This is a genomic window from Pseudomonas sp. E45-MNA-CIBAN-0222, assembly GCF_040310405.1.
Taxonomy (GTDB): domain Bacteria; phylum Pseudomonadota; class Gammaproteobacteria; order Pseudomonadales; family Pseudomonadaceae; genus Stutzerimonas; species Stutzerimonas stutzeri_AC.
Map to the genome: position 1 here is coordinate 1 of NZ_JBEOPU010000027.1, position 19,553 is coordinate 19,553.

General features: G+C 58.0%; 17 protein-coding genes and 3 pseudogenes. 15 read left to right on the top strand and 5 right to left on the bottom strand.

Annotated features, from left to right (window positions below):
• The 15 genes and pseudogenes from AAEZ08_RS22125 to AAEZ08_RS22195 form a co-directional block, all read left to right on the top strand.
• Window positions 1-268: pseudogene (locus AAEZ08_RS22125) on the top strand (hypothetical protein); the annotation flags it as partial.
• The gene (locus AAEZ08_RS22130; RefSeq protein ID WP_003118400.1) at window positions 265-1,725 is read left to right on the top strand and encodes an AAA family ATPase; all 1,461 of its coding nucleotides are present in this window, start codon (window positions 265-267) and stop codon (window positions 1,723-1,725) included. The pseudogene AAEZ08_RS22125 and the gene AAEZ08_RS22130, both read left to right, overlap by 4 nt.
• A gap of 15 nt (window positions 1,726-1,740) precedes the next feature.
• On the top strand, window positions 1,741-3,405 hold the full coding sequence (locus AAEZ08_RS22135) for a TnsD family Tn7-like transposition protein (RefSeq protein ID WP_500125136.1): 1,665 nt from the start codon (window positions 1,741-1,743) through the stop codon (window positions 3,403-3,405).
• A 294-nt stretch (window positions 3,406-3,699) separates the two neighbouring features.
• Window positions 3,700-5,394, top strand: a complete 1,695-nt coding sequence (locus tag AAEZ08_RS22140) for a TniQ family protein (RefSeq protein WP_023121733.1) — start codon at window positions 3,700-3,702, stop codon at window positions 5,392-5,394.
• Between the two features lie 458 nt (window positions 5,395-5,852).
• Window positions 5,853-5,966 (top strand): annotated as a pseudogene (locus tag AAEZ08_RS22145) (GlxA family transcriptional regulator); the annotation flags it as partial.
• A gap of 119 nt (window positions 5,967-6,085) precedes the next feature.
• On the top strand, window positions 6,086-7,678 hold the full coding sequence (locus tag AAEZ08_RS22150) for a sigma-54 interaction domain-containing protein (protein ID WP_031668848.1): 1,593 nt from the start codon (window positions 6,086-6,088) through the stop codon (window positions 7,676-7,678).
• 213 nt (window positions 7,679-7,891) lie between these two features.
• Window positions 7,892-8,440, top strand: coding sequence for an OsmC family protein (locus tag AAEZ08_RS22155; RefSeq protein WP_023082837.1), 549 nt, complete (start codon window positions 7,892-7,894; stop codon window positions 8,438-8,440).
• Between the two features lie 22 nt (window positions 8,441-8,462).
• Window positions 8,463-9,602, top strand: coding sequence for an acyl-CoA dehydrogenase family protein (locus AAEZ08_RS22160; protein ID WP_023082836.1), 1,140 nt, complete (start codon window positions 8,463-8,465; stop codon window positions 9,600-9,602).
• Entirely contained in the window at window positions 9,599-10,936 is a 1,338-nt protein-coding gene (locus tag AAEZ08_RS22165) for an FAD-dependent oxidoreductase (protein ID WP_023082835.1), read from the top strand. The genes AAEZ08_RS22160 and AAEZ08_RS22165 overlap by 4 nt, the downstream gene beginning before the upstream one ends.
• 27 nt (window positions 10,937-10,963) lie before the next feature.
• Window positions 10,964-12,370 (top strand): ABC transporter substrate-binding protein, encoded by a 1,407-nt coding sequence (locus AAEZ08_RS22170; RefSeq protein WP_042924922.1) that lies wholly within the window; start codon window positions 10,964-10,966, stop codon window positions 12,368-12,370.
• Window positions 12,367-13,218, top strand: coding sequence for a nitrate ABC transporter permease (gene ntrB / locus AAEZ08_RS22175; protein ID WP_004350202.1), 852 nt, complete (start codon window positions 12,367-12,369; stop codon window positions 13,216-13,218). The genes AAEZ08_RS22170 and ntrB overlap by 4 nt, the downstream gene beginning before the upstream one ends.
• On the top strand, window positions 13,208-14,113 hold the full coding sequence (locus AAEZ08_RS22180) for an ABC transporter ATP-binding protein (RefSeq protein ID WP_023082833.1): 906 nt from the start codon (window positions 13,208-13,210) through the stop codon (window positions 14,111-14,113). Before ntrB ends, AAEZ08_RS22180 begins: the two co-directional genes overlap by 11 nt.
• Before the next feature lie 25 nt (window positions 14,114-14,138).
• The gene (gene cynS, locus AAEZ08_RS22185; protein WP_004350204.1) at window positions 14,139-14,588 is read left to right on the top strand and encodes a cyanase; all 450 of its coding nucleotides are present in this window, start codon (window positions 14,139-14,141) and stop codon (window positions 14,586-14,588) included.
• Window positions 14,589-14,620: 32 nt separating this feature from the next.
• Entirely contained in the window at window positions 14,621-15,517 is an 897-nt protein-coding gene (locus tag AAEZ08_RS22190) for a sulfite exporter TauE/SafE family protein (protein WP_004350206.1), read from the top strand.
• 8 nt (window positions 15,518-15,525) lie between these two features.
• Window positions 15,526-16,326 (top strand): MBL fold metallo-hydrolase, encoded by an 801-nt coding sequence (locus AAEZ08_RS22195; protein WP_249121686.1) that lies wholly within the window; start codon window positions 15,526-15,528, stop codon window positions 16,324-16,326.
• A 231-nt stretch (window positions 16,327-16,557) separates the two neighbouring features.
• On the opposite strand, the gene AAEZ08_RS22200 is transcribed toward AAEZ08_RS22195, so the two are convergent.
• The 5 genes and pseudogenes from AAEZ08_RS22200 to AAEZ08_RS22220 all read right to left on the bottom strand — a co-directional run bounded on the left by AAEZ08_RS22200 (window position 16,558) and on the right by AAEZ08_RS22220 (window position 19,450).
• Complete coding sequence (locus AAEZ08_RS22200; protein ID WP_237708532.1) at window positions 16,558-17,160, bottom strand: nitroreductase family protein; 603 nt, start codon at window positions 17,158-17,160, stop codon at window positions 16,558-16,560.
• Window positions 17,061-17,331 (bottom strand): annotated as a pseudogene (locus tag AAEZ08_RS22205) (site-specific integrase); the annotation flags it as partial. The gene AAEZ08_RS22200 and the pseudogene AAEZ08_RS22205, both read right to left, overlap by 100 nt.
• Window positions 17,332-17,615: 284 nt before the next feature.
• Window positions 17,616-18,836: a hypothetical protein gene (locus AAEZ08_RS22210; protein WP_058076430.1), complete on the bottom strand. Its 1,221-nt coding sequence runs from the start codon at window positions 18,834-18,836 to the stop codon at window positions 17,616-17,618.
• 81 nt (window positions 18,837-18,917) lie between these two features.
• Complete coding sequence (locus tag AAEZ08_RS22215; RefSeq protein ID WP_152987111.1) at window positions 18,918-19,163, bottom strand: hypothetical protein; 246 nt, start codon at window positions 19,161-19,163, stop codon at window positions 18,918-18,920.
• A gap of 26 nt (window positions 19,164-19,189) precedes the next feature.
• Window positions 19,190-19,450 carry a hypothetical protein gene (locus tag AAEZ08_RS22220; protein ID WP_152987112.1) on the bottom strand — a complete coding sequence of 87 codons (261 nt, stop codon included), beginning with the start codon at window positions 19,448-19,450 and terminating at the stop codon, window positions 19,190-19,192.
• Window positions 19,451-19,553 lie beyond the last annotated feature (103 nt).

Genomic DNA, 19,553 nt, shown 5'->3' on the forward strand with positions numbered 1-19,553 from the left:
CTGCTTCATCGGAAAACTCGGTGAGTGGAGTCCGGGGATCTTGCCAAAATCAGGAAGTCTTCTTCAGAGTTTCCCTAATATCCGCGAGAATCGTACGGAAGAGCGGTTATTGGAGCGAGAGCAAGCGACTGTACCTGACGGTATACGTGCGGATCCCGTTCAACCTGATGCTCAGAGCCCTTCCATTGTCAGAGAGTCGTACGCTGGGCCGCGCACCGCGCAGGTTATCGATTTACTCAAAAGAGTTCGCCCGGGGCAGCCCAAATGAGAGGTGCTAAAGCTCTTGCGAGCTATACGAAGCAGGCCATCACTGAGTACGCGGGAAACCCTCTGATCGAAGCGCTGCCACCAATTCTTGACGAAGCGGCGGCTGCCGAGCTGATATCAAATTTTCCCCAGCCGGTAGCACCTGAGGAGCTAGAGCTCGACGGGGCAATGCGGATTCACTGTATTGATCGCTTGAGGACGGTTGTGCAGCCGTTTCTGCTGCACCTAGAGCTAGAGTCCCTGTTATCTCTGCTGATCCGTCGTGGATATGTTGGCCGTAATCCAACTAGCGCCTCCACAGTCAGGCACCTGCATTCTTTGTCAGGGGCTCAGCGCTATCACGATGCTTTCAAATCAACAGCTGACACTTTCAGCGTTGTGGGACTGAGTGGTATTGGGAAGTCCACCGCACTGCATGCCATTTTAAGCTTGTACCCTCAGACGATCCGACATGAGCGTTATGAGGGTCAGCAATTCGTCCACACCCAGATCACCTGGCTCAAGCTTGATTGTCCACGAGATGGCTCGTTGGCTGGATTTTGTCAGCAGTTCTTCCACGCGGTTGGCCAGGCACTCGGCGATCAGGACTACCACAAGCGCCACCGGCATCGAAATATCAACGATGCGCTTCAGCAGATGGAACAGGTAGCCAGCACGTTTTTTATCGGCGCCTTGCTCATTGATGAGCTGCAGAACCTTCACCTGGCCAAGACCGGGGGTAAGGAAAGCATGCTGAATTTCTTCCTTCACCTGGTGAACAATATCGGTATCCCGGTCGTGTTCATCGGGACGAATTCGATGGTCAGTCTGTTCTCGGACGTAATGCGTGTCGCCAGGCGCAGTTGCGGTGGGGGGATGATCGAGTTCAAGCGCTTCGAGAAGGAGGATGACGAGTGGCGTTTTCTGGTCGAGAACCTTTGGAGCTATCAGTGGTGCAAGCAGGCGGCTGAACTGACTCCTGAGATTTTTGACGCGCTGTACGAGCACACCCAGGGTGTGACTGACTTCCTGGTTAAGTTATTGGTGCTGAGCCAGCGCTATGCAATTCAGAGTGGCTCCGAGTGTCTGACTGCCGAGACGATCGTCAAAGTAAGCAATTCCAAGATGCAAATACTCAGGCCAGCGCTATCGGCTCTGCGTAGTCGCGACCCTAGTCGCATGCGCAAGTTCGACGACCTGCTTCCCATAGAGGAGCAGTTGATGGAAATGATGGCGTTCAACGGACTTGGGCGAGCAGACCGTCTCGCTTTGCTTCGAGGCGTAACTCCAGCTGCACGGGCAAATACTGCGTTACCGGAAGCTACTGTGAGCAAACCTAATGCGCCTTCAGCAGTTGCCGTGGAGGCTTCTGAAGCGAAGGTGTTCAGCGAGCATCCCGACACCCTTGCAGAACTGAAGTCAGCTGGCTGGATAACCAGGGATCTCTTCGAGTTCTCGCCGGCCTACCGCCGATTATGATTCGAGGGTCGTGTAATGGAGCTGAAATTCCATTTCTTCCCTGCTGCGTTCCCCGACGAGACGCTTCACAGTGTCCTATCCCGCTATGCCCGGCTTTGTGGCGGGCATAGCCGAAAAGCCGCTTTCGCTGGCGATAGGGCTGCAATCTCATACACACAGAACGTAGCGTTTCCCTGTCGATTGGGTGACTTAGCCGAGTCACTTCCACCTGCCACGGATCTCTCGGTATCCAAAATAATTACATGCCATACCGTTCTGCCCTATTACGCGCCCTTTCTCACCGACGATCAGGTGCGGCATGCTCGTACCTCAATGGCCGGGGCCGGCAAGTGGCTGATGCTGAAATTAGGAGTCAACGCCAGTCGGATCGAGGTCGCTTCGAGAGTACGATTCTGTCCTGCTTGCCTCAATGAGGATATCGTTCGGGTTGGCGCAGCGTACTGGCACCGTGTTCACCAGCTTCCCGGTGTATTGGTATGTCCCCACCACGGCCATTCGCTCAAGGTGGTGGATCCCAGTTGGTATAGCCGCAACTCATGGCAGCTCCACCTGCCTGACGAAGACGATGTACAAGCTCATTCATATCAGGTCGATGCTGATCTGGAGGCTTATCCAGTGCTGCGTCAAATAGCGCTCCGATCAATGCAATTGCTTGCGCTAGACCTCAAACCTCTTTCACCCACTGCAGTGCGCTCTTGCCTTGTTCAAAGAGCTGTAGAGTTAGGCCTGACCCATGGCGCATCGTACCGGCTGGATCTATGCCGTTTGGCCGCACATATGGCCGGCGTTTTCAACGCTCTGCCTGCAGCTTGGGAATACTCGATTCTAGGAGAGTCACCCGCAGATCTACCCGCGACTTGGGTCACCAAGCTGCTACGGAGGCCAAGGCATACGCACCACCCACTCAAATACATTGTGCTGGCCACCGCCCTTGGGGTTGATCTGGCTCATCTCCAGTGCAGCGACAAACCATCAACGCCAGCTGTTAAGCGATCATCGCCAACTGGTGTCGGCTACCCAAAAGCGAAACTTTCTAAGGCCCTGCTAGAGGGGCTAGAAGGCTTACCTGCTGCTGTTTGGGAGCTAGCACTTGCAGGGTGCGAGGCTCGGCAGATCGCCTCTGTGCTTGGAGTCTCCCAAGTGTATGTGTATCGAACCATTCGTGCCGTCGATGGCGGCTCGCAGGTCTGGAAAGACGCAAGATTTCAAAGCAAGCGCCTCAGGCGCCGAGCAACTTTCGAGGTTGAATATCGGGGCCTGCAAGCTCACCAATGCAAAGATTACATGTGGCTGTATCGCCATGATCGAAACTGGCTCTCAGGCTGCATCGCCAAACATGCAGGTGCTCATACAAGCCGCGCTGATAACACCGATACATTCGCTACTCTCGACGCGAATCTTGCTGAACAGATCAGGTGCTGTGCGCAGCGCCTTCGAGCAGGATCGGGAAAGCCTATTTTGATCTCTCGCGCTAGGATAGGGCGAGAGCTGCATGTCCTTTCACGCCTTGAGAAACAACTCTCCAAGCTACCCCTTTGCGCCAGAGCACTGGAGCAGACGTGCGAGTCTATTGAGGAGTTTCACGTTCGTCGCCTGCAATGGGCCAAGGAGAAGCTGGCAGACGAGCAGCGAAGCGTAACCCGGTCAGCATTGTATCGGACTGCTTGCATCAGACCGTAGTCACGTGCACCACTGCGCGGCACTGTTTCACTTTTCTTCGTACATATTTTTAAGAAAGTGTGAGCCTTCGTAAGACCCTCATTAGGGTGTGGCTCATGATATTGCTGGTGCAAACCTGAGTTAACTGCTTTTCGCAAAAAAGTGTGAGAGTGCAAAATTGGTGTGGCTCCTGTTCGCCATATTTTCGTGTGCTTTTAATATACTTACTCTGTAAAACCTTATGTTATGTGTTAAAAATACGCCGCGTCGCAGAATGCGTGTACTTCCAAACATTATCTCGTTAGTTAATTATCGATGTCTGATCTGCTATTTTTCCCCATGTCCATGCCGGACGAGATGTTGCATTCTCGTATCACGCGCTACCACTTCCTTTCAGGTAACAGGACTGCAGCTGAAACCTTCCAAGACCTGTTTGGCTCGGCACCCTTCAGCGTAGGGCTCCTGCCAAAGCAGATTGAAGTGCTTGCTGCCAGACTACCTGGTGATCCAGAAAGCAATCTCGACGAGCTGATCTGTACCAATACGATGTTTCCAGCTTACAGGCCCTTTCTAGGGGTCAGCCAAGGGGTGGAGAATGCCCCAGCAGGCTCCAGTTTATTTGGGGTGGCTCGTATTCCCCGCCGAGAGGGTGCGGTCCACGGGAAGGCTAAGCTCTGCTCCACCTGTGTGCAGCAGGATCTGCTTGAAACGGGGTACGCATACTGGCATCGCTCACACCATTTGCCTGGTGTGTCAGTCTGCTGGCGTCATGGTGAGCCGCTGATTCACGCGTGCCCCAAATGCTCTCACCCGTTCTTCCGTAAGCTTCGGCTACTTCCAAATCCGACTGATCCGTGTGTATGCGGCTGGAGCGCTCTCGATCCTGCGACAGTTAGGCAGGGCACTGTGCTGGAAAAGAATTTTGCGCAGTTCGCCTACGAAGTACTGCAGCGTAAGTTTCCGCTAATGAGTTGTGAAACGTTAGGTGCAAGTTATGTACGACAATGCAGAAAGCGAGGTTTCGTACACGGAAACCTTGTTGGTACTGCGAAACTATTTGACAGTATCCGCACGAAATATGGAGATGAAGCCCTGTCTCGAATGGACAAAGCTTATGAAGCAGGTAAACACGATCAATGGATACGGTTTAGATTTTACAATGGCCAGATGGATATGCCCCTCGCCCGGCATATGATCATTGCGCAGCATTTATTTGGGAGCGCGGATGACTTTGAGTCCGCCTTGCAGAAAGAACTCATTCTTCAGCACGCGGCAGGTGCAAAATTACGTTTAAAGTTGGAAAAGCCTCAGCTTGGTAGGAAGGCGCAGCATCGTCAGAAAATAGACACGATCTTGGCTGTACGAGCGAATGTCGATTTGGGGTATCTCTGGGATAACGCTTACCAAGCCACCCGCTGGCTTACGGAGCACGACAACGCATGGTTGATGGAGAAGCTCAGTACGCCAAAGCACGTACCTGAAGTAGTCGAGGAGGTTAGCGATCCCCGAGACAGCGCGTTTGCTGCCGTTCTTCTAGCGGGTGCTGAGGATCTTTATCGAATTTCCAAAGGACAGAAGCGGGTTAATCTCAGTAATCTGCAGAAACTCCTACCCGTGCGTTTACCTCCCTGCCCAAAATTACGTAAACGTAGATTCCCCTTGGCTTCTCAGCAGGCTGAACTCCTCATGGAGTCTGTTTGGCACTTTCGATTGAGAAGGCTAATTTGTGCTCTTGCCGATATGAAGAGGCTAAAACTTCCGATGAACACTGGAAGCCTGGGTCTGGTTTCCAGCGTGTCGAACACTATTTTTCAAACCCTCGTCAGTTTTTTTGAGTGGGACTTGGAGGAGTTTTTAAGAAACGGCGTGGACTCAGAAAACCTGCTTAAGTCCACTGGTGTACCAAGGGATTGGCAGGGACCTCCTGACTTCAACCGGGTTCTGGGAGGTACTGCATACTATCGGAATAAGGCTGTAGCTGGGCAACTGGAAAAAAGCAGCGGTGAGTGAGGGGCCTGTGGCGCTGCCCCTGTTTCGGTTCAAAGTGACCTGCTCTATTACCCACCCGCTCGGCACACTATCGAATGGCTGGTATTCGGCCGCCGCACACCGGTGAGGTTGAATAGGCCTGCCAGCCCCCGTAGGTGCACCATTAGAGCAAGGAATTTTCCAGCTTCGCAATGAAGGGGCTAGAACTCTCTAGAGTGGGCATTATAGGCTTTTATAGTCAATTATAGAGTGATTATAGAATCCGTTCTGGGCGCCTGATTTACGCTGCCCGCTTCCGGCCAGAAGCGGGCGTTCACGAAGCTCAATTTGTGGTTCACAGGCGTCTACGAAACTAGGAGAGGTTCAAGCCCGTTGATCGGATACGACGAGTTCATGCTTTTATCGCCGCGCCTGTAGTCGCTCGCGAACCGCAGCCTGCTGTCCTGTCACCGCCTGAATTTGAAAAGCGCTGGCAGACCATCGCCCGTGAAACGGGCTTCCGCGACCGGCGCCATCTACGCGAAGCCTTCGTCCGCGGCTTCGGTGTGCCGCCTCAGGCCGTCAGGCGAGATGTACGGAGTATGCCGGCTTGACCCGGCAAACCCAGTCAAACGCCGGTATCTGCAGCTAGCGGGAAAGTCGTTAGCTGGGCCCGCAAATTGCTTCGAATGCCCACTGACACTTCGCTTATGTCAGACAAGGTAAGGCCATCATGAACAGCAGTGATAAAGAATCGGAGAGTTCACCCGCCTTCTGGCGGACTCAAGAGATGTTGCTGCTACAGCAGGTAACCGCACTGGCCGGGCGGGACTTTTCTCCCGAGACCGTAATGAGGGAGATGCTTCACCTACTGTCCGAACTGTTGGGGTTGAACCGCGGGCGAATCGTGTTGCTCGACGAATCGGGCCAATCGAGCCGAATCCGCTATGCCTACGGACTGACCGCAGACGAAGTCAGCCGCGGGCGTTACGCACCAGACGAAGGTGTAACCGGACGAGTACTGGCTCGAGGTCAGTTGATCATCGTTCAGGACATCGATAACGATCCGCTGTTTCTCGGCCGCATGGTCGCGCGTAACAACCTCCCTTCCGGGCCGGTTTCCTATATCGCATTACCGATCCAGATCGGCCAGCGCACCATCGGCGTACTGGCCTGCCATCGCATCCGCAGCCGAGCACGCCCATTGGCAGATGACCTCACCATCCTGAGAATCCTGGCGACGTTTGCCGGGCAGATCCTCCATCTGGAAGAACACCTTAGGGAAAAAACCGAGGCGCTCGAACAACGCAACGCCCTACTGGCCCGGGCACTGGAGACCCGCTCCAGCCGCTACGGGATTATCGGCAGCGCGCCCCAGCTGCTGCGCGCGCTCTCAGAACTGGAGCGCGTTGCGAATACCACCGCAAGCGTGTTGCTGCTCGGCGAGTCCGGAACCGGCAAGGAGCTGTTCGCGCGTGCATTGCACCTGTCCAGCCCCAGACGGGACAAGCCGTTTATCCGCGTGAATTGCGCAGCCATTCCCGATTCGCTATTTGAGTCGGAGTTGTTCGGCTACGAGCGAGGCGCCTTCACCGGGGCGCAAACGGCGCGTGCCGGCTGGTTCGAGCAGGCAGATGGCGGCACCATTTTCCTCGATGAGATTGGCGAGCTTCCGCTGGCCATGCAGACCAAGCTGCTACGTACGCTGCAGGAGGGCACCATCACCCGCCTCGGGGCCAAGCGCGAGCTGCACATCGACGTCCGGCTGGTGGCAGCCACTAACCGTGAACTGGAGACCGAAGTCGCCGCCGGCAACTTCCGCCAGGACTTGTACTACCGGCTAAACGTCATCCCGATACGCCTGCCCTCGCTGGCTGAGCGCCGGTCTGACATCCCCGTGCTGGTGCTGCACTTCCTCAACCGGATCAACCAGGCCAACCAGCGAAACGTCAGCCTAAGTGCCGAGGCGATTAAGCGCCTGCAGCGGCATGCGTGGCCGGGCAACATTCGCGAGCTGTCCAATGTCATTGAGCGAATGGTGCTGCTAGCCGACCACGCCCTGTTGAGCGCAGCGGACGTCGACCGCTACCTGCCACGGGAGAACGAGCAAGCTGCGCCGACACCTCCCCTGGCCACGTCACCGCCCAGCCTCCCTGCCTATATTGAGGACATCCGACCTTACGTCTCGGTGACCTCCCATACTGCCGATGCGCTGCGCCAGGCGCTGGACCGCTGTGGCGGAAACAAGACGCGCGCCGCTCAGCTGCTGGGCATGACCGCGCGCCAGTTCCACTACCGCTGGCAGAAATTGGTAGCCATTCGCTGAAGCCGAACACAATGTCGACAATGTCAACATTGTGTTCGACTCTACTCCGGTTCAGCGAAGGAAAAAATCAGACCAAAACCAAATTAGCACCCCGTAACAGGCTGAAATGTAAAGATATTTTTAAAATCTTCGACAGCTGGCATGGCAGTTGCGATATCCCATTCAGCCAGGACTGACATCGCGTTGGTACTGATGAACTGAATGGAGAGCACCATGAACGCACCTGCACCTACCACCGTTAAAACCTACCTGCGACCGATCGATCGAGACGGCCTGATGGCCTTCGCCGAGAAGGGCCGCAACAACCCGGCCAGCCGCGGCACTAACAAGGTCCGCACGGTCATGCAGGGCATGTACCGCAGCCTCAGCTATGTCGGTGACCACGAGGCCGTTGTGGTCGACGAGCCTCTGCACCTGTTCGGTGAAGACACGGCGCCCGCTCCGGGCGAGATCGTGCTCTCCGGGCTGGGTGGCTGTCTTGCCGTAGGAATTACAGCAGTGGCCACCTGGAAGCAGGTCAAGCTGAGCAAGCTGGAAATCTTCCTGGAAGCCGACATTGGCAACCCAGCGGCGTGGGGTGCCGGCGGTGCACCGATGCAACCGGAGCAAATGGGCTTCCAAGAGATTCGCGTAAAGGTCTTGGTGGAGGGCGATGCCACTCGCGAAGAGCTCGACGAGATCGTCAAGCACGCCAACTTCTACTCGCCCGTGGCCAATAGCATGCGCAATCCCATTCCGTTCAGCATCGCGCTGGCCGACTGAGCAACGCATCGAGGAGGTCGCCATGAACAGTGTCGCCGCGCCCGTTGCTGAGCTGACACCCAGCGTAAACGACAAAACCATGCTCCAGCGGGTATCCGAGATAGCCAGCGGGCCTCTCGCCGAGGCCGCCAACCGTATCGACCGGGAGGGTTACTACCCGTTGGACATCATGGCGCGCCTCGCCGAGGTGGGCGCGTTCGGCGCGCATCTGGACCGGCGCGGGGCCGACTTTGGGCTAGCGCTAGCAGCTAACAGCGAGATCGCCCGCAGTTGTGGGTCCACCGGCTTTCTCGCCTGGTGCCATAACGTCTGCGGCCTGTACATGGAGCAATCGGCGAACCCGGCTCTGCTGGCGCGCTTGAACGACCACGTCGAAGGTCGTAGCTTCGGCGGTACCGCACTGTCCAACCCGATGAAGGCCATGGCCGGCATCGAGCCGATGCTGCTGCGCGCACAGCGGGTGCCAGGCGGCTATCGGGTGAGCGGTTCACTGCCCTGGGTCAGCCACATCGCCCCCGGGCAATACTGCGGTGCGATCGCGGGTGTCGATCGCGCCGACGGTACTCGTTCCCACGAGATCATGTTTCTGCTCGATCTCGACGAGCGGGTCGACCTCAGGCATTGCCCCGCATTTTCCGGCATGGAAGGCACCAGCACCTGGGGCATCCGCCTGACTGATCACTTCATCGGCGAAGACCAGCTCATCGCCGACCCCGCCGGCCCTTTCGTCAACCGCGTCCGCGCCGCCTTCATCCTCCTGCAGGTCGGAATGGCGACCGGCCTGGTGCAGGCCAGCCTGGACGCGATGAACGAGGTCGAGCCGGTACTGGGGCACGTCAACCAGTTCCTTCATGACCGTCCCGACGTGCTCCAAGCCGAATTTGCCGAGCTCAATTCACGGGTCGCCGCGCTGGTGCGCACCCCTTACGAAACCGATAAGGACTTCATGCTCGACGTGCTCGATGCGCGCGTACAAGGCGCCGAGCTGGCCCTGCGTGCGACCCAGTCGGCCCTGCTTCACCAAGGCGCGCGCGGTTACCTGATGAGTGCCGGACCACAACGACGCATCCGCGAGGCGCAATTCGTGGCGATCGTTACCCCGGCGATCAAGCACCTGCGCTACCAGATGAACCGCCTGATGCAGGAGGCCCAGCCAGCATGAGTGCAATCACCCAAGCCTGGCGGCAGTTCATTTGCCGCGCCTGTGGCCTGATCTATGACGAAGCGCTCGGTGATCCGGACAGCGGGCTGGCGCCCGGCACCCGCTTCGAGGACATTCCGGATGACTGGGAATGCCCGCTTTGCGGCGTGACCAAGCTGGATTTCGAACCCTACGTGATGCGCGAGGCGCCAGCTGCCGTGGCGATGCCGGTCGGGCCTCGCGAGACAGGCATCGTGGTGGTCGGTGGCGGACTGGCCGGCTGGTCTGTCATCGAAGCCATCCGCGCCATCGATCAGAGCACCCCCATCACGCTGGTCAGCGGTTGCAAGGGCGACCTTTATCACAAGCCCGAACTGTCCGTTGCGCTCAGCCGCGGTCAGTCGGCCGACAAGCTGGTGCGCGAGCGCGCCGCCGAGGCCGCTGCTCGGCTTGGCGTGCGCCTTTTGCCGGAAACCTTCGCCGTAGGCCTATCCCCACGGCTCCGTCAACTGCGCACCACACGCGGCAACCTGAGCTACACCCGGCTGGTTCTCGCTCAGGGTGCCCGCCCCGCACTGCCCGTTGCGCTGCCGGCCGAGCTCTGCTGGCGCGTCAACCACCTGCACGGCTGGGCCGGCCTGCAGGCGCGGCTGGCCGAGCGCAGCCCCCAGGACGTGGCGGTTATCGGTGCCGGGATGATCGGCTGTGAGATCGCCGAGGACCTGGCGCGAGCGGGTCACCGGGTCACGCTGATGGATCGTCAGTCTTTACCACTGGCGAACCTGTTGCCCGAGCCGGCGGCCCGCCGTCTGAACGCCGCGCAACGCCAGTTGGGCATCGAGCTGCTCGGCGACGTCGAAATCGCCTCGCTGACCTCGCTCGCCGACGGCCGCAAGCGCCTGCTGACTCGCTGTGGCCAGCGCCGTGACGTGGATCAGGTGATCGCCGCTACCGGCCTGGCCACCGAACCCCGCCTGGCGCGCCTGGCCGGTCTGGACTTCGCACGCGGCATCAGCGTCGACCCCGCCACGCTGCAGACCAGCGACCCGGACATCTATGCCCTGGGCGATTGCATCAGTCTTGGCGGTATGCCCTGCCGCTTCATCGAACCCATCGCCCGTCAGGCGCGAGCCATCGCCGCCCATATCGCCGGCATGCCGGGCGCGCTCTATCGCCACAGCGATCCCGTCATCAGGCTGAAGACCGCCTCCTTGCCGATCGCCCTGCACGGCATGCCTCATGCAGACGGGCATTGGCATGTCGTCCAGGAAACCGATGGCTTTCTGCTCATGGAACAACGAACCAACGGCACGACTACGTCAACGCTGCGGGTTGGCCGCGCCGACGCCGCGTGACTGCAGACCAAACTGGAGGGTACAGACATGAGCGACAATAACTTCTTCCGCCCCTATTCGGAGCATGCCACGCTGACCGGTTGTGCCTGCGGAAAGCACGAAAGCCCCGAAGCGCATGATCGCGCTGCGGAACAGGCGCGACTGGCACGCTCGCGCGACCGGGAAATGCTGTCGCAGGACTTCGTCGAGGCCGCGGCGGTGCGCGCGCTCTTCCCTAACGACGTGACGCGCCGGCGCTTTCTCCAGGCGGTCGGTGTCGGCACGGCAATGGCCGCCATCTCCAGCGTGCTGCCGCTGACGTCACTGCAGGCGATGGCCGATGAGCGCGGGCCGCTGGAAAAGACCAATCTGAAGATCGGCTTCATCCCCATCAACTGCGCCACGCCGCTAATCATGGCTGACCCGCTCGGGCTGTATCAGGAGCAGGGCCTGTCGGCAAGCCTGCAGAAGACCGCCGGCTGGGCACTGGTGCGCGACAACATGCTCAACGGCGAGCTGGACGCATCACACATGCTCGCCCCCATGCCGTTGGCGATCAGCATGGGCCTGGGCTCGAATCCGCAACCGATGCGGGTCGCCACCATCCAGAACATCAACGGCCAGGCCATCGTTCTGGCGCTCAAGCACAAGGAAAACCGCGACCCGAAGAACTGGAAAGGCTTCAAGTTCGCCATTCCCTTCGAATATTCGATGCACAACTTCCTGCTGCGCTATTACCTCGCCGAGCACGGGCTGGACCCGGACCGCGACGTGCAGCTGCGGGTAACGCCGCCGGCCGAGATGATCGCCAACCTGCGGGCCGGCAACATCGACGGTTTCTTCGGCCCCGAGCCGTTCAACCAGCGCGCCGTGTATGACCAGGTCGGCTTCATCCATGTGCTGTCGAAGGACCTTTGGGATGGCCATCCCTGCTGCTCCTTCGGTGTATCCGAAGCCTTCATCAAGGAAAACCCCAATACGTTCGCCGCGCTCTACCGCGCCATTCTCAACGCCGCCGCCATGGCTCAGGACAAGGCCCAGCTGCCGACCATCGCCAAGGCGATCTCGACGCCGAATTATCTCAACCAGCCGGAGACGGTGATCCTCCAGGCGCTTTCCGGGCGTTATGCCGATGGCCTGGGCCAGGTACAGAACGAACCGCAACGCTCAGGCTTCGACCCCATGCCCTGGTACTCCATGGCCACCTGGATGCTGACCCAGATGAAGCGCTGGGGTTACGTGAAGACGGATGTTGATTACAGCGCGCTGGCCGAGCAAGTGTTTTTGCTCACCGACGCACGCCGGCAGATGGCTGCGCTGGGCATGGCCGAAGCCGAGGCTCAGCTGGCCAGTGGCTACAAGCCGTTCGAGGTGATGGGCAGGCCATACGATCCGACCGCCCCGGACGACTACCTGGCCGGCTTCGACATTCCACGCATGAGGACCCGACCATGAACAATCATCTTCGCCTGAAGGCGGCGTTGGTCTCGGTATTGTTACTGGCCGCACTGTTGCTGGTCTGGCAGACCGCCACCCATACCCCCGCCCAGCAGACCGACGTGAGCGCGGCAGACGCCGAATACGCCGCGCTCATGGGACAAACGGCCGAGGCGCCGAAGAAGGACGGCTTCCCCACGCCGGCGCAGTTCTTCGAACTGGCTGGCCAGCAGCTAAGCGAACCCTTCTACGACCGCGGCCCGAACGACAAGGGCATCGGTATCCAGCTTGCGCATTCGCTCGGGCGCGTCGCGCTCGGCTATCTGATCGCACTGGCCGTAGCAATTCCACTCGGCTTCGTGATCGGCATGTCGCCGCTCCTGTACCAGGCACTTAACCCCTTCATTCAGGTGCTCAAGCCCATCTCGCCGCTGGCCTGGATGCCGATTGCGCTCTACACCATCCGCGACTCATCGGTCTCGGCAGTGTTCGTGATCTTCATCTGCTCGATTTGGCCGATGCTGATCAACACCGCATTCGGTGTAGCCGGGGTGCGCAAGGACTGGCTGAACGTCGCACGCACGCTGGAGGTATCGCCGCTGCGCAAGGCCTTCTGCGTGATCCTGCCGGCCGCGGCTCCAACCATCATCACCGGCATGCGCATCTCCATGGGTATCGCCTGGCTGGTCATCGTCGCGGCCGAGATGCTCATAGGCGGCACCGGTATCGGCTACTTCGTCTGGAACGAGTGGAACAACCTTTCGCTGGCCAACGTGATCTTCGCGGTACTGATGATCGGTGTCATCGGCATGCTGCTCGATCTCCTTTTCGCACAACTGCAAAAGAAGGTGACCTATGTCGACTAAAGCATTCCTCAAGGTCGAAGGGCTGAGCAAGCGTTATCAGCCAAGCCAGCCTCCCGTATTCGAGAACATCAACTTCAGCCTGGAACAAGGCGAGTTCGTCTGCGTGATCGGCCACTCCGGTTGCGGCAAGAGCACCATTCTCAATGTGCTTGCCGGCCTGGAGGAGCCAAGCAGCGGTGGCGTCGTCATGGCCGGCAAGGAAATCGCCGGTCCGAGTCTGGACCGTGGTGTGGTGTTCCAGGGGCATGCGCTGATGCCCTGGCTGACGGTCGAGCAGAACATCGCCTTCGCCGTGAAGTCCCGACACCCGTCCTGGTCGCGCCAGCAGATTGCCGAGCACGGTGCACGCTTTATCGAGATGGTCGGCCTGACCGGCGCTGCGCAAAAGAAACCGGCGGAGCTGTCCGGCGGCATGAAACAACGCGTCGGCATCGCCCGGGCCTTTGCCGTCGAGCCGAAGATGCTGCTGATGGACGAGCCATTCGGCGCACTCGATGCGCTGACCCGCGGGGTGATCCAGGACGAACTCGTGAAGATCTGCGCGGCGACCCGGCAGACCGTGTTCATGATCACCCACGATGTCGACGAGGCCATCCTCCTTGCCGACAAAGTGATGTTGATGAGCAACGGGCCCAACGCGCGGATCGCCGAGATCGTCATCAACACGCTGCCGCGCGAGCGAACCCGCGAGACCATTCATCACGACCCGCAGTTCTACCGAATCCGCAACCACCTCGTGGACTTCCTGGTGCGTCGCTCCAAGACCATCCAGCAAGGTGGCGAAGGCGTGCTCGGCGACCAGCCGCTGATCGTCCGCCCGGGCCTCGATGATACCGACCCACCACCGCCAGACCCGCGAACGCAGCAACCGCTGCGCCGCATCCACGCTGTTTGACTCCACCTACTGTAGGAACCGATCGATGATTACCGACCGCGCACAAGTTACCGAGATGATCATCTCCGCCAAGGTCACCAAGGGCATCAAATGGAGCCAGGCCGCCGAGGCCATTGGCAAGAGCAAGGAATGGACAACCGCCGGCCTGCTCGGGCAGATGGCCTTCGACAAGTCCCAGGCCGAAACGCTTGGCAAGCTGTTCGGCCTCACCGACGAGGCCGTGGCCTGGCTGCAGATCGTGCCGTACAAGGGCTCGCTGCCTACCGCCGTGCCGACCGACCCGCTGATCTACCGCTGGTACGAGATCGTCAATGTCTATGGCGGCACCATCAAGGAGCTGATCCACGAGGAATTTGGCGACGGCATCATGAGCGCCATCGATTTCTCCATGGATATCCAGCGCCAGCCGGACCCGAAAGGCGATCGCGTGAACGTGGTGCTGTCGGGCAAGTTCTTGCCCTACAAGAGCTACTGACCGCGCGGCCTTCCGACCCCTCGAACTTCTGTATGCAGGTTCAGCGCGCCGCGGCCATCGGCTGCGGCGACGAACCGACGTTCATCCTTGCCCAGCGGAGAACCCGTATGGATCCACTGTTGCTTGGCGGCGTCGCCGGCGTGCTGGTTGGCCTGAGCATGGGGCTGACCGGGGCGGGCGGCGGTGTACTGGCGGTTCCGGCACTGACGATGGTGCTGGGACTGGACTTGCACCAGGCCGTACCGCTTGGCCTGCTGGCGATCGGTAGCGCCGCACTGCTGGGCAGTCTCGATGGCTTGCGCCACGGTTTGGTGCGCTACCGGGCCGCGCTGTTCATGGCGGCGATCGGTGTGCTCACCGCATCGCTCGGTACCCGCCTCGCCCATAGGCTGCCGACCGACGCGGTGATGCTGCTGTTCTGCCTCGTACTGATCGTCATCGCCGTGCGGCAGTGGTCGCAGGGCATGACGCCGATCGCATCCGGCATCGCTGACGCTGCCCTGTTCAAGCCGTGCCGGCTGGCCCCGGACAACTGGCGCTTCTGCTGGACGCCCCGTTGCTTCATGCATTTTGGCGCGATTGGCGCCTCGGCCGGATTGCTCACCGGGCTGCTCGGGGTGGGCGGTGGATTCGTCATCGTTCCGTTCATGCGCCGCTACTGCGAGCTCGGCATGCAAGGGGTGGTGGCCACCTCGCTTGCGGTCATCGCGCTGGTTTCGCTGTTCAGTGTCGGACAGGCGTTGCATGCCGGGATCGTCGTGCCCCCGGCAGGTTGGCTGTTCATCGGCGCGTGCGCGCTCGGCATGGCAGCCGGGCGGCTGATGGCGGCGCAGTTCAGGGCGCGCACCCTTCAGCTCGGTTTCGCCGCGCTTGCCGCTGGCGTAGCCCTGGCGCTGGGCGCGCGCAGCCTTACCCACCTGCTTGCTTGAGAATCCTAATGACTCTGGATATCCGCTCGTTCTTCGATCCGGTCACCTCGACCTTCACCCATGTAGTTCATGCGCCAGGCCAGGCGCAATGCGCCGTAGTCGATGCAGTGCTGGGTTATGACCCGGTCACCCGCCTGACCGATACGCACATGGCTGATGAGGTGAAAGCCTATATTCAGGCCAGGGGGCTGCAGCTCCAGTGGTTACTGGAGACCCATGTCCATGCCGATCACCTGTCGGCCGCCAGCTACCTGCGCGCCGAACTTGGCGGGCGTATCGGCATCAGCGGCCGGGTCATGAAGGTACGCTGCACGCTCGTCGATCGGTACGGCCCGTTCCAGCAGAGGCCATACGACCACTTGTTTGCCACGGACGAAATGTTTTACATCGGTCCGCTGCGGACGCAGGCGCTTGCCGTGCCGGGGCACACGCCCGCCGATATCGCCTACCTGGTGAATAATGAGGTCGTGTTCGTTGGCGACACGCTTTTTCCACCGGACGTCGGCACAGCGCGTTGCGACTTCCCAGGGGGCAGTGCCAAGACACTGTATCGCTCCATCCAGCGTCTGCTGAGTTTGCCCGCGCATGTTCAGATGATGATGTGCCACGACTACCCGCCTCGCGACCGCGCGCCCATTGTCGAGTGCACCGTTGCTGAACAGCGCTCGACAAATATTCATGCGCGAAGTGGCATTTCAGAGGCCGAGTTTATCGAGATGCGTACCCAGCGCGACCGGACACTTCCAGCCCCACGCCTTTTGGGGCCATCCATGCGTGCGAATCTAGGGGGCTTGCAAACTGATCGTTGAGAAGCGGATAGGATCAGGCCGCTTCGCCTCAAGTTGCCAAGCGAGTAGCCGCCCCGCTACGGAAAAGCATGTGCGCCCGGACGGGTCTACTACGTGACCGCAATCAACAGCGCTGTTGAGAGCCCCCGGCGGAATAAGGCCCGGACTTGCTGTCGTTTGCATCCTACGGGCCAAAACAACTTCGTCGATATCAGCGATGCACGCCCATCTGCCAGACATACCCTCCTGCCATCAGCGAAACATGAATATTCGCTCAGCCGGCAAGCGCGACTTTCCAGGACCGTCTCCGTTGTCACGACTGCGATAGCCCAACGCGACCAAGAGCACGCCGGTCAGCCCATGTTGTGGCAATTGAAAGGCTGCATCGACCGAGGCCTGATCGAAATGCTCCATGGGTACGGCGTCAATGCCCAGCGCCGCCGCGCGGGAGATCAGAGAGCCAAGAGCGAGATAGACGTGCTTCTCCATCCAATGAGCCAGATCCTTGCGCTCATAACGGTGCAGGTTGATTCGACGTGCACGGGCGTGATGCTGAGCGATCTGAGCGCTGTCGTCTGAAAAGCGCCCCTCCGCAGCCTCCTGCGCCAGTAAAGCCTGGAGGTGCGAGTCACTCATGTCGGAAAGTCTGCAGAGCAATATGAAATGAGAGGCATCGAGCAGTTCGAGCTTTCTATTGGCATCGACCTGTTTGGCTGCATTTGCAAGCTGCGCTTTGGTTACCGCGCTTTCGGCAACTGAACTGGGCGATGAGTTTTCTGCTGCATTACGATGGCTCGCGATGACAAGTGCTCGCCATGAGCAACGTCGCGCACACGGAGCTTGGTTAAATCGCAGGCTCGCAGTTTGCTGTCGATGGCTAAATCGAAGAGTGCCAGATCTCGGGTTCTCTCGGCGATTTACAGTCTCACTCGGATCGCCCAGATATCTCTCAGGCAGCGGTGCCTTCTGTCCGACTAATTTTCCTTTGTTCCAGGGCTGATGGCTGTACGTAGCAATGATGTTCATGGAAGTGTCCTCCGCATACGGGAGGACAAGGATGGTTAGCTCGGGCAAGGGACGCTAACCGGCCAGAAGCGGTCATTCTGTGTCTAGTAAAACCAGGGCGATTGAAGATTACTAGAAAAGGGCCGCATCAGCGGCCCTTGTTGTTTGTGGATTAGACATGAATGCGATGAACAGAAAGAGATTTGGAGCATCAACGCTTTCTCTCTACGGCGCTCAAACACTCATGCAATTCATTTTTTCTTGGATGAAATACTACTCGGCCTATTTAGCGAAGAGCTCAAGCGCTAACCAGCAGGCTTTTCAATAGATTTGGAGCCAACAACAGCCTTATCACTCTCGATTTGATTTTTCACAGTCACTAGACGCGCTTCATTTAGACTAAGAGCAGATGCCACTTCGGCATACTTATCCCAAGTTATTGGCTCCCCCTTAACCTTGCCATTCAAAGCAAAATGATCACGGTACCTGCCAATTAGGCTTTCACGGCCACTGGCATCCATATATCTCTTGGGGGTCAATCTAATTTGCACAGATTTTGCATCTTGCCAAGATGTGGTTTCCAAAAAGTTATTCGTAATACCCTCTTCCCCGCTTACGGAAAATTTCACCTTGCGAGTTTCTCCGGGTTTAAGTCCTTTGACCGATTCAATGCTCGTGAATTTATCAGTCTTGAACGCGCGACCTTGACCATTCAGGAAAATGTCGGCAGAGAAAAACATCCCGTCGACCGTCATTTTTGACGTATTCTTGACTTCGGCTGAAAAGACTATTTTTTTGTCGAAAAATTTGGTTTCCACCATGCCGGTATTAATAAAAACTGGCTGCATCGACATGTATTCGTTTGTTAATAACACGCTTCTACCGCTGGCAATCGCCTTCTCAGTTTCGGCAACGACTGGATAGAGCTCTTTGAGCTGCGCGTTGAGTTCAGAAATGGTTTTTTCCAGGCGCACCAGTTCTGCCTCGTTTCTTATCAAGCGGGCGCTAGCATACGTATATGCTTGATACTCGGCATAAGAATCAAATCCCTTTTTCTTTGCGATTTCTCTCTCGTAAGTATCCTTGATAAGGCCATATACATTCGTCGCGATGTAATTAAATGTATCTGCGTAAGAATATTGGCTTCTGGTGGATTCAGCGCCACCAGAAACTGTTTGATTCTCATATTTTATGTCTTGGAATGCCGTGTGCTCTGAAACGCTGGTGTGAACGACGACTTTAGCCTCACAGGAACGAGACTGCGCGTTCTTGTCTGCAGCGAGTGTTACGATTTCGGCAAGTTCTATATTCGTAATGTAATCCATTGCCCCTTCAGGCATTTCCTTTTGGATTCTCGCCTTAAAGTCTTTGATTATTCTTTCTTTCGTAACTGACGAATCACATTCCACTTCACTATCGAAGCATCCGGCCAGGCTCAACGCGATGCTCAGGAAGACTACTTTCTTTACGTGCTTTATTACCATTACACAACCATCCAATTGCATATATAGATGAAATATCAGCATCCACACTGGTTCCTGCCAAGAGCAATAGCCCTTATCTATCCCTTGAGCCAGCAGAGATAATGAATAGCACTTAATGAGCGCCTAATCCGGAGCCACAAAATATAGATGCTCCCCCTTATTGAGTACCGACTTAGGAACTGAATTTCTCGCGCCCGGATTATAAATGTAAAACCAGTCCGGGAGAGTTTCGGAAAGGCGCTCTAGCTCTTCAAGTTGCTTATAGCTATTCAAGCGACCAAAACCAAGTACCAGCGGGCCGTAGACCTCACCATTGCGCTGCATAAAAACAGGGGCAGGCTCTTTTTCAGGCGTTACACCAGCCACCATGTCAACTAGCTGGGTAAAGGAACCGGTTAACCGTTTTCGCCATATGGCTCATCCAGAATGTATTGAAGCTTCCTCGATGCGATAGCGGCCTTTTCTTCCGGTGACTTATCAGAAATTTCCGCCCACGCCTGATTGACGGCCTTTTCAGCTACCGCAACCGCCTCTTTTCCTCCGGAGGGAGCCAAGTCGGCAGGAACCCACGCCGCAATTTGGTAGTGGCTGCTAGCGGACGCTGGAGCGAAACCAGATAGGAGGATCATGGACGGATCTAAAGTTACGGCGGACATGACCAGCTGCCCGTTACGGTAACCATTAGGGATGGTCTGAAGTAGCCCTGTATTTCTGGCTGACTTCAGCCTCCGCCGATTTTGAAAGCGGTCAACCGATCAA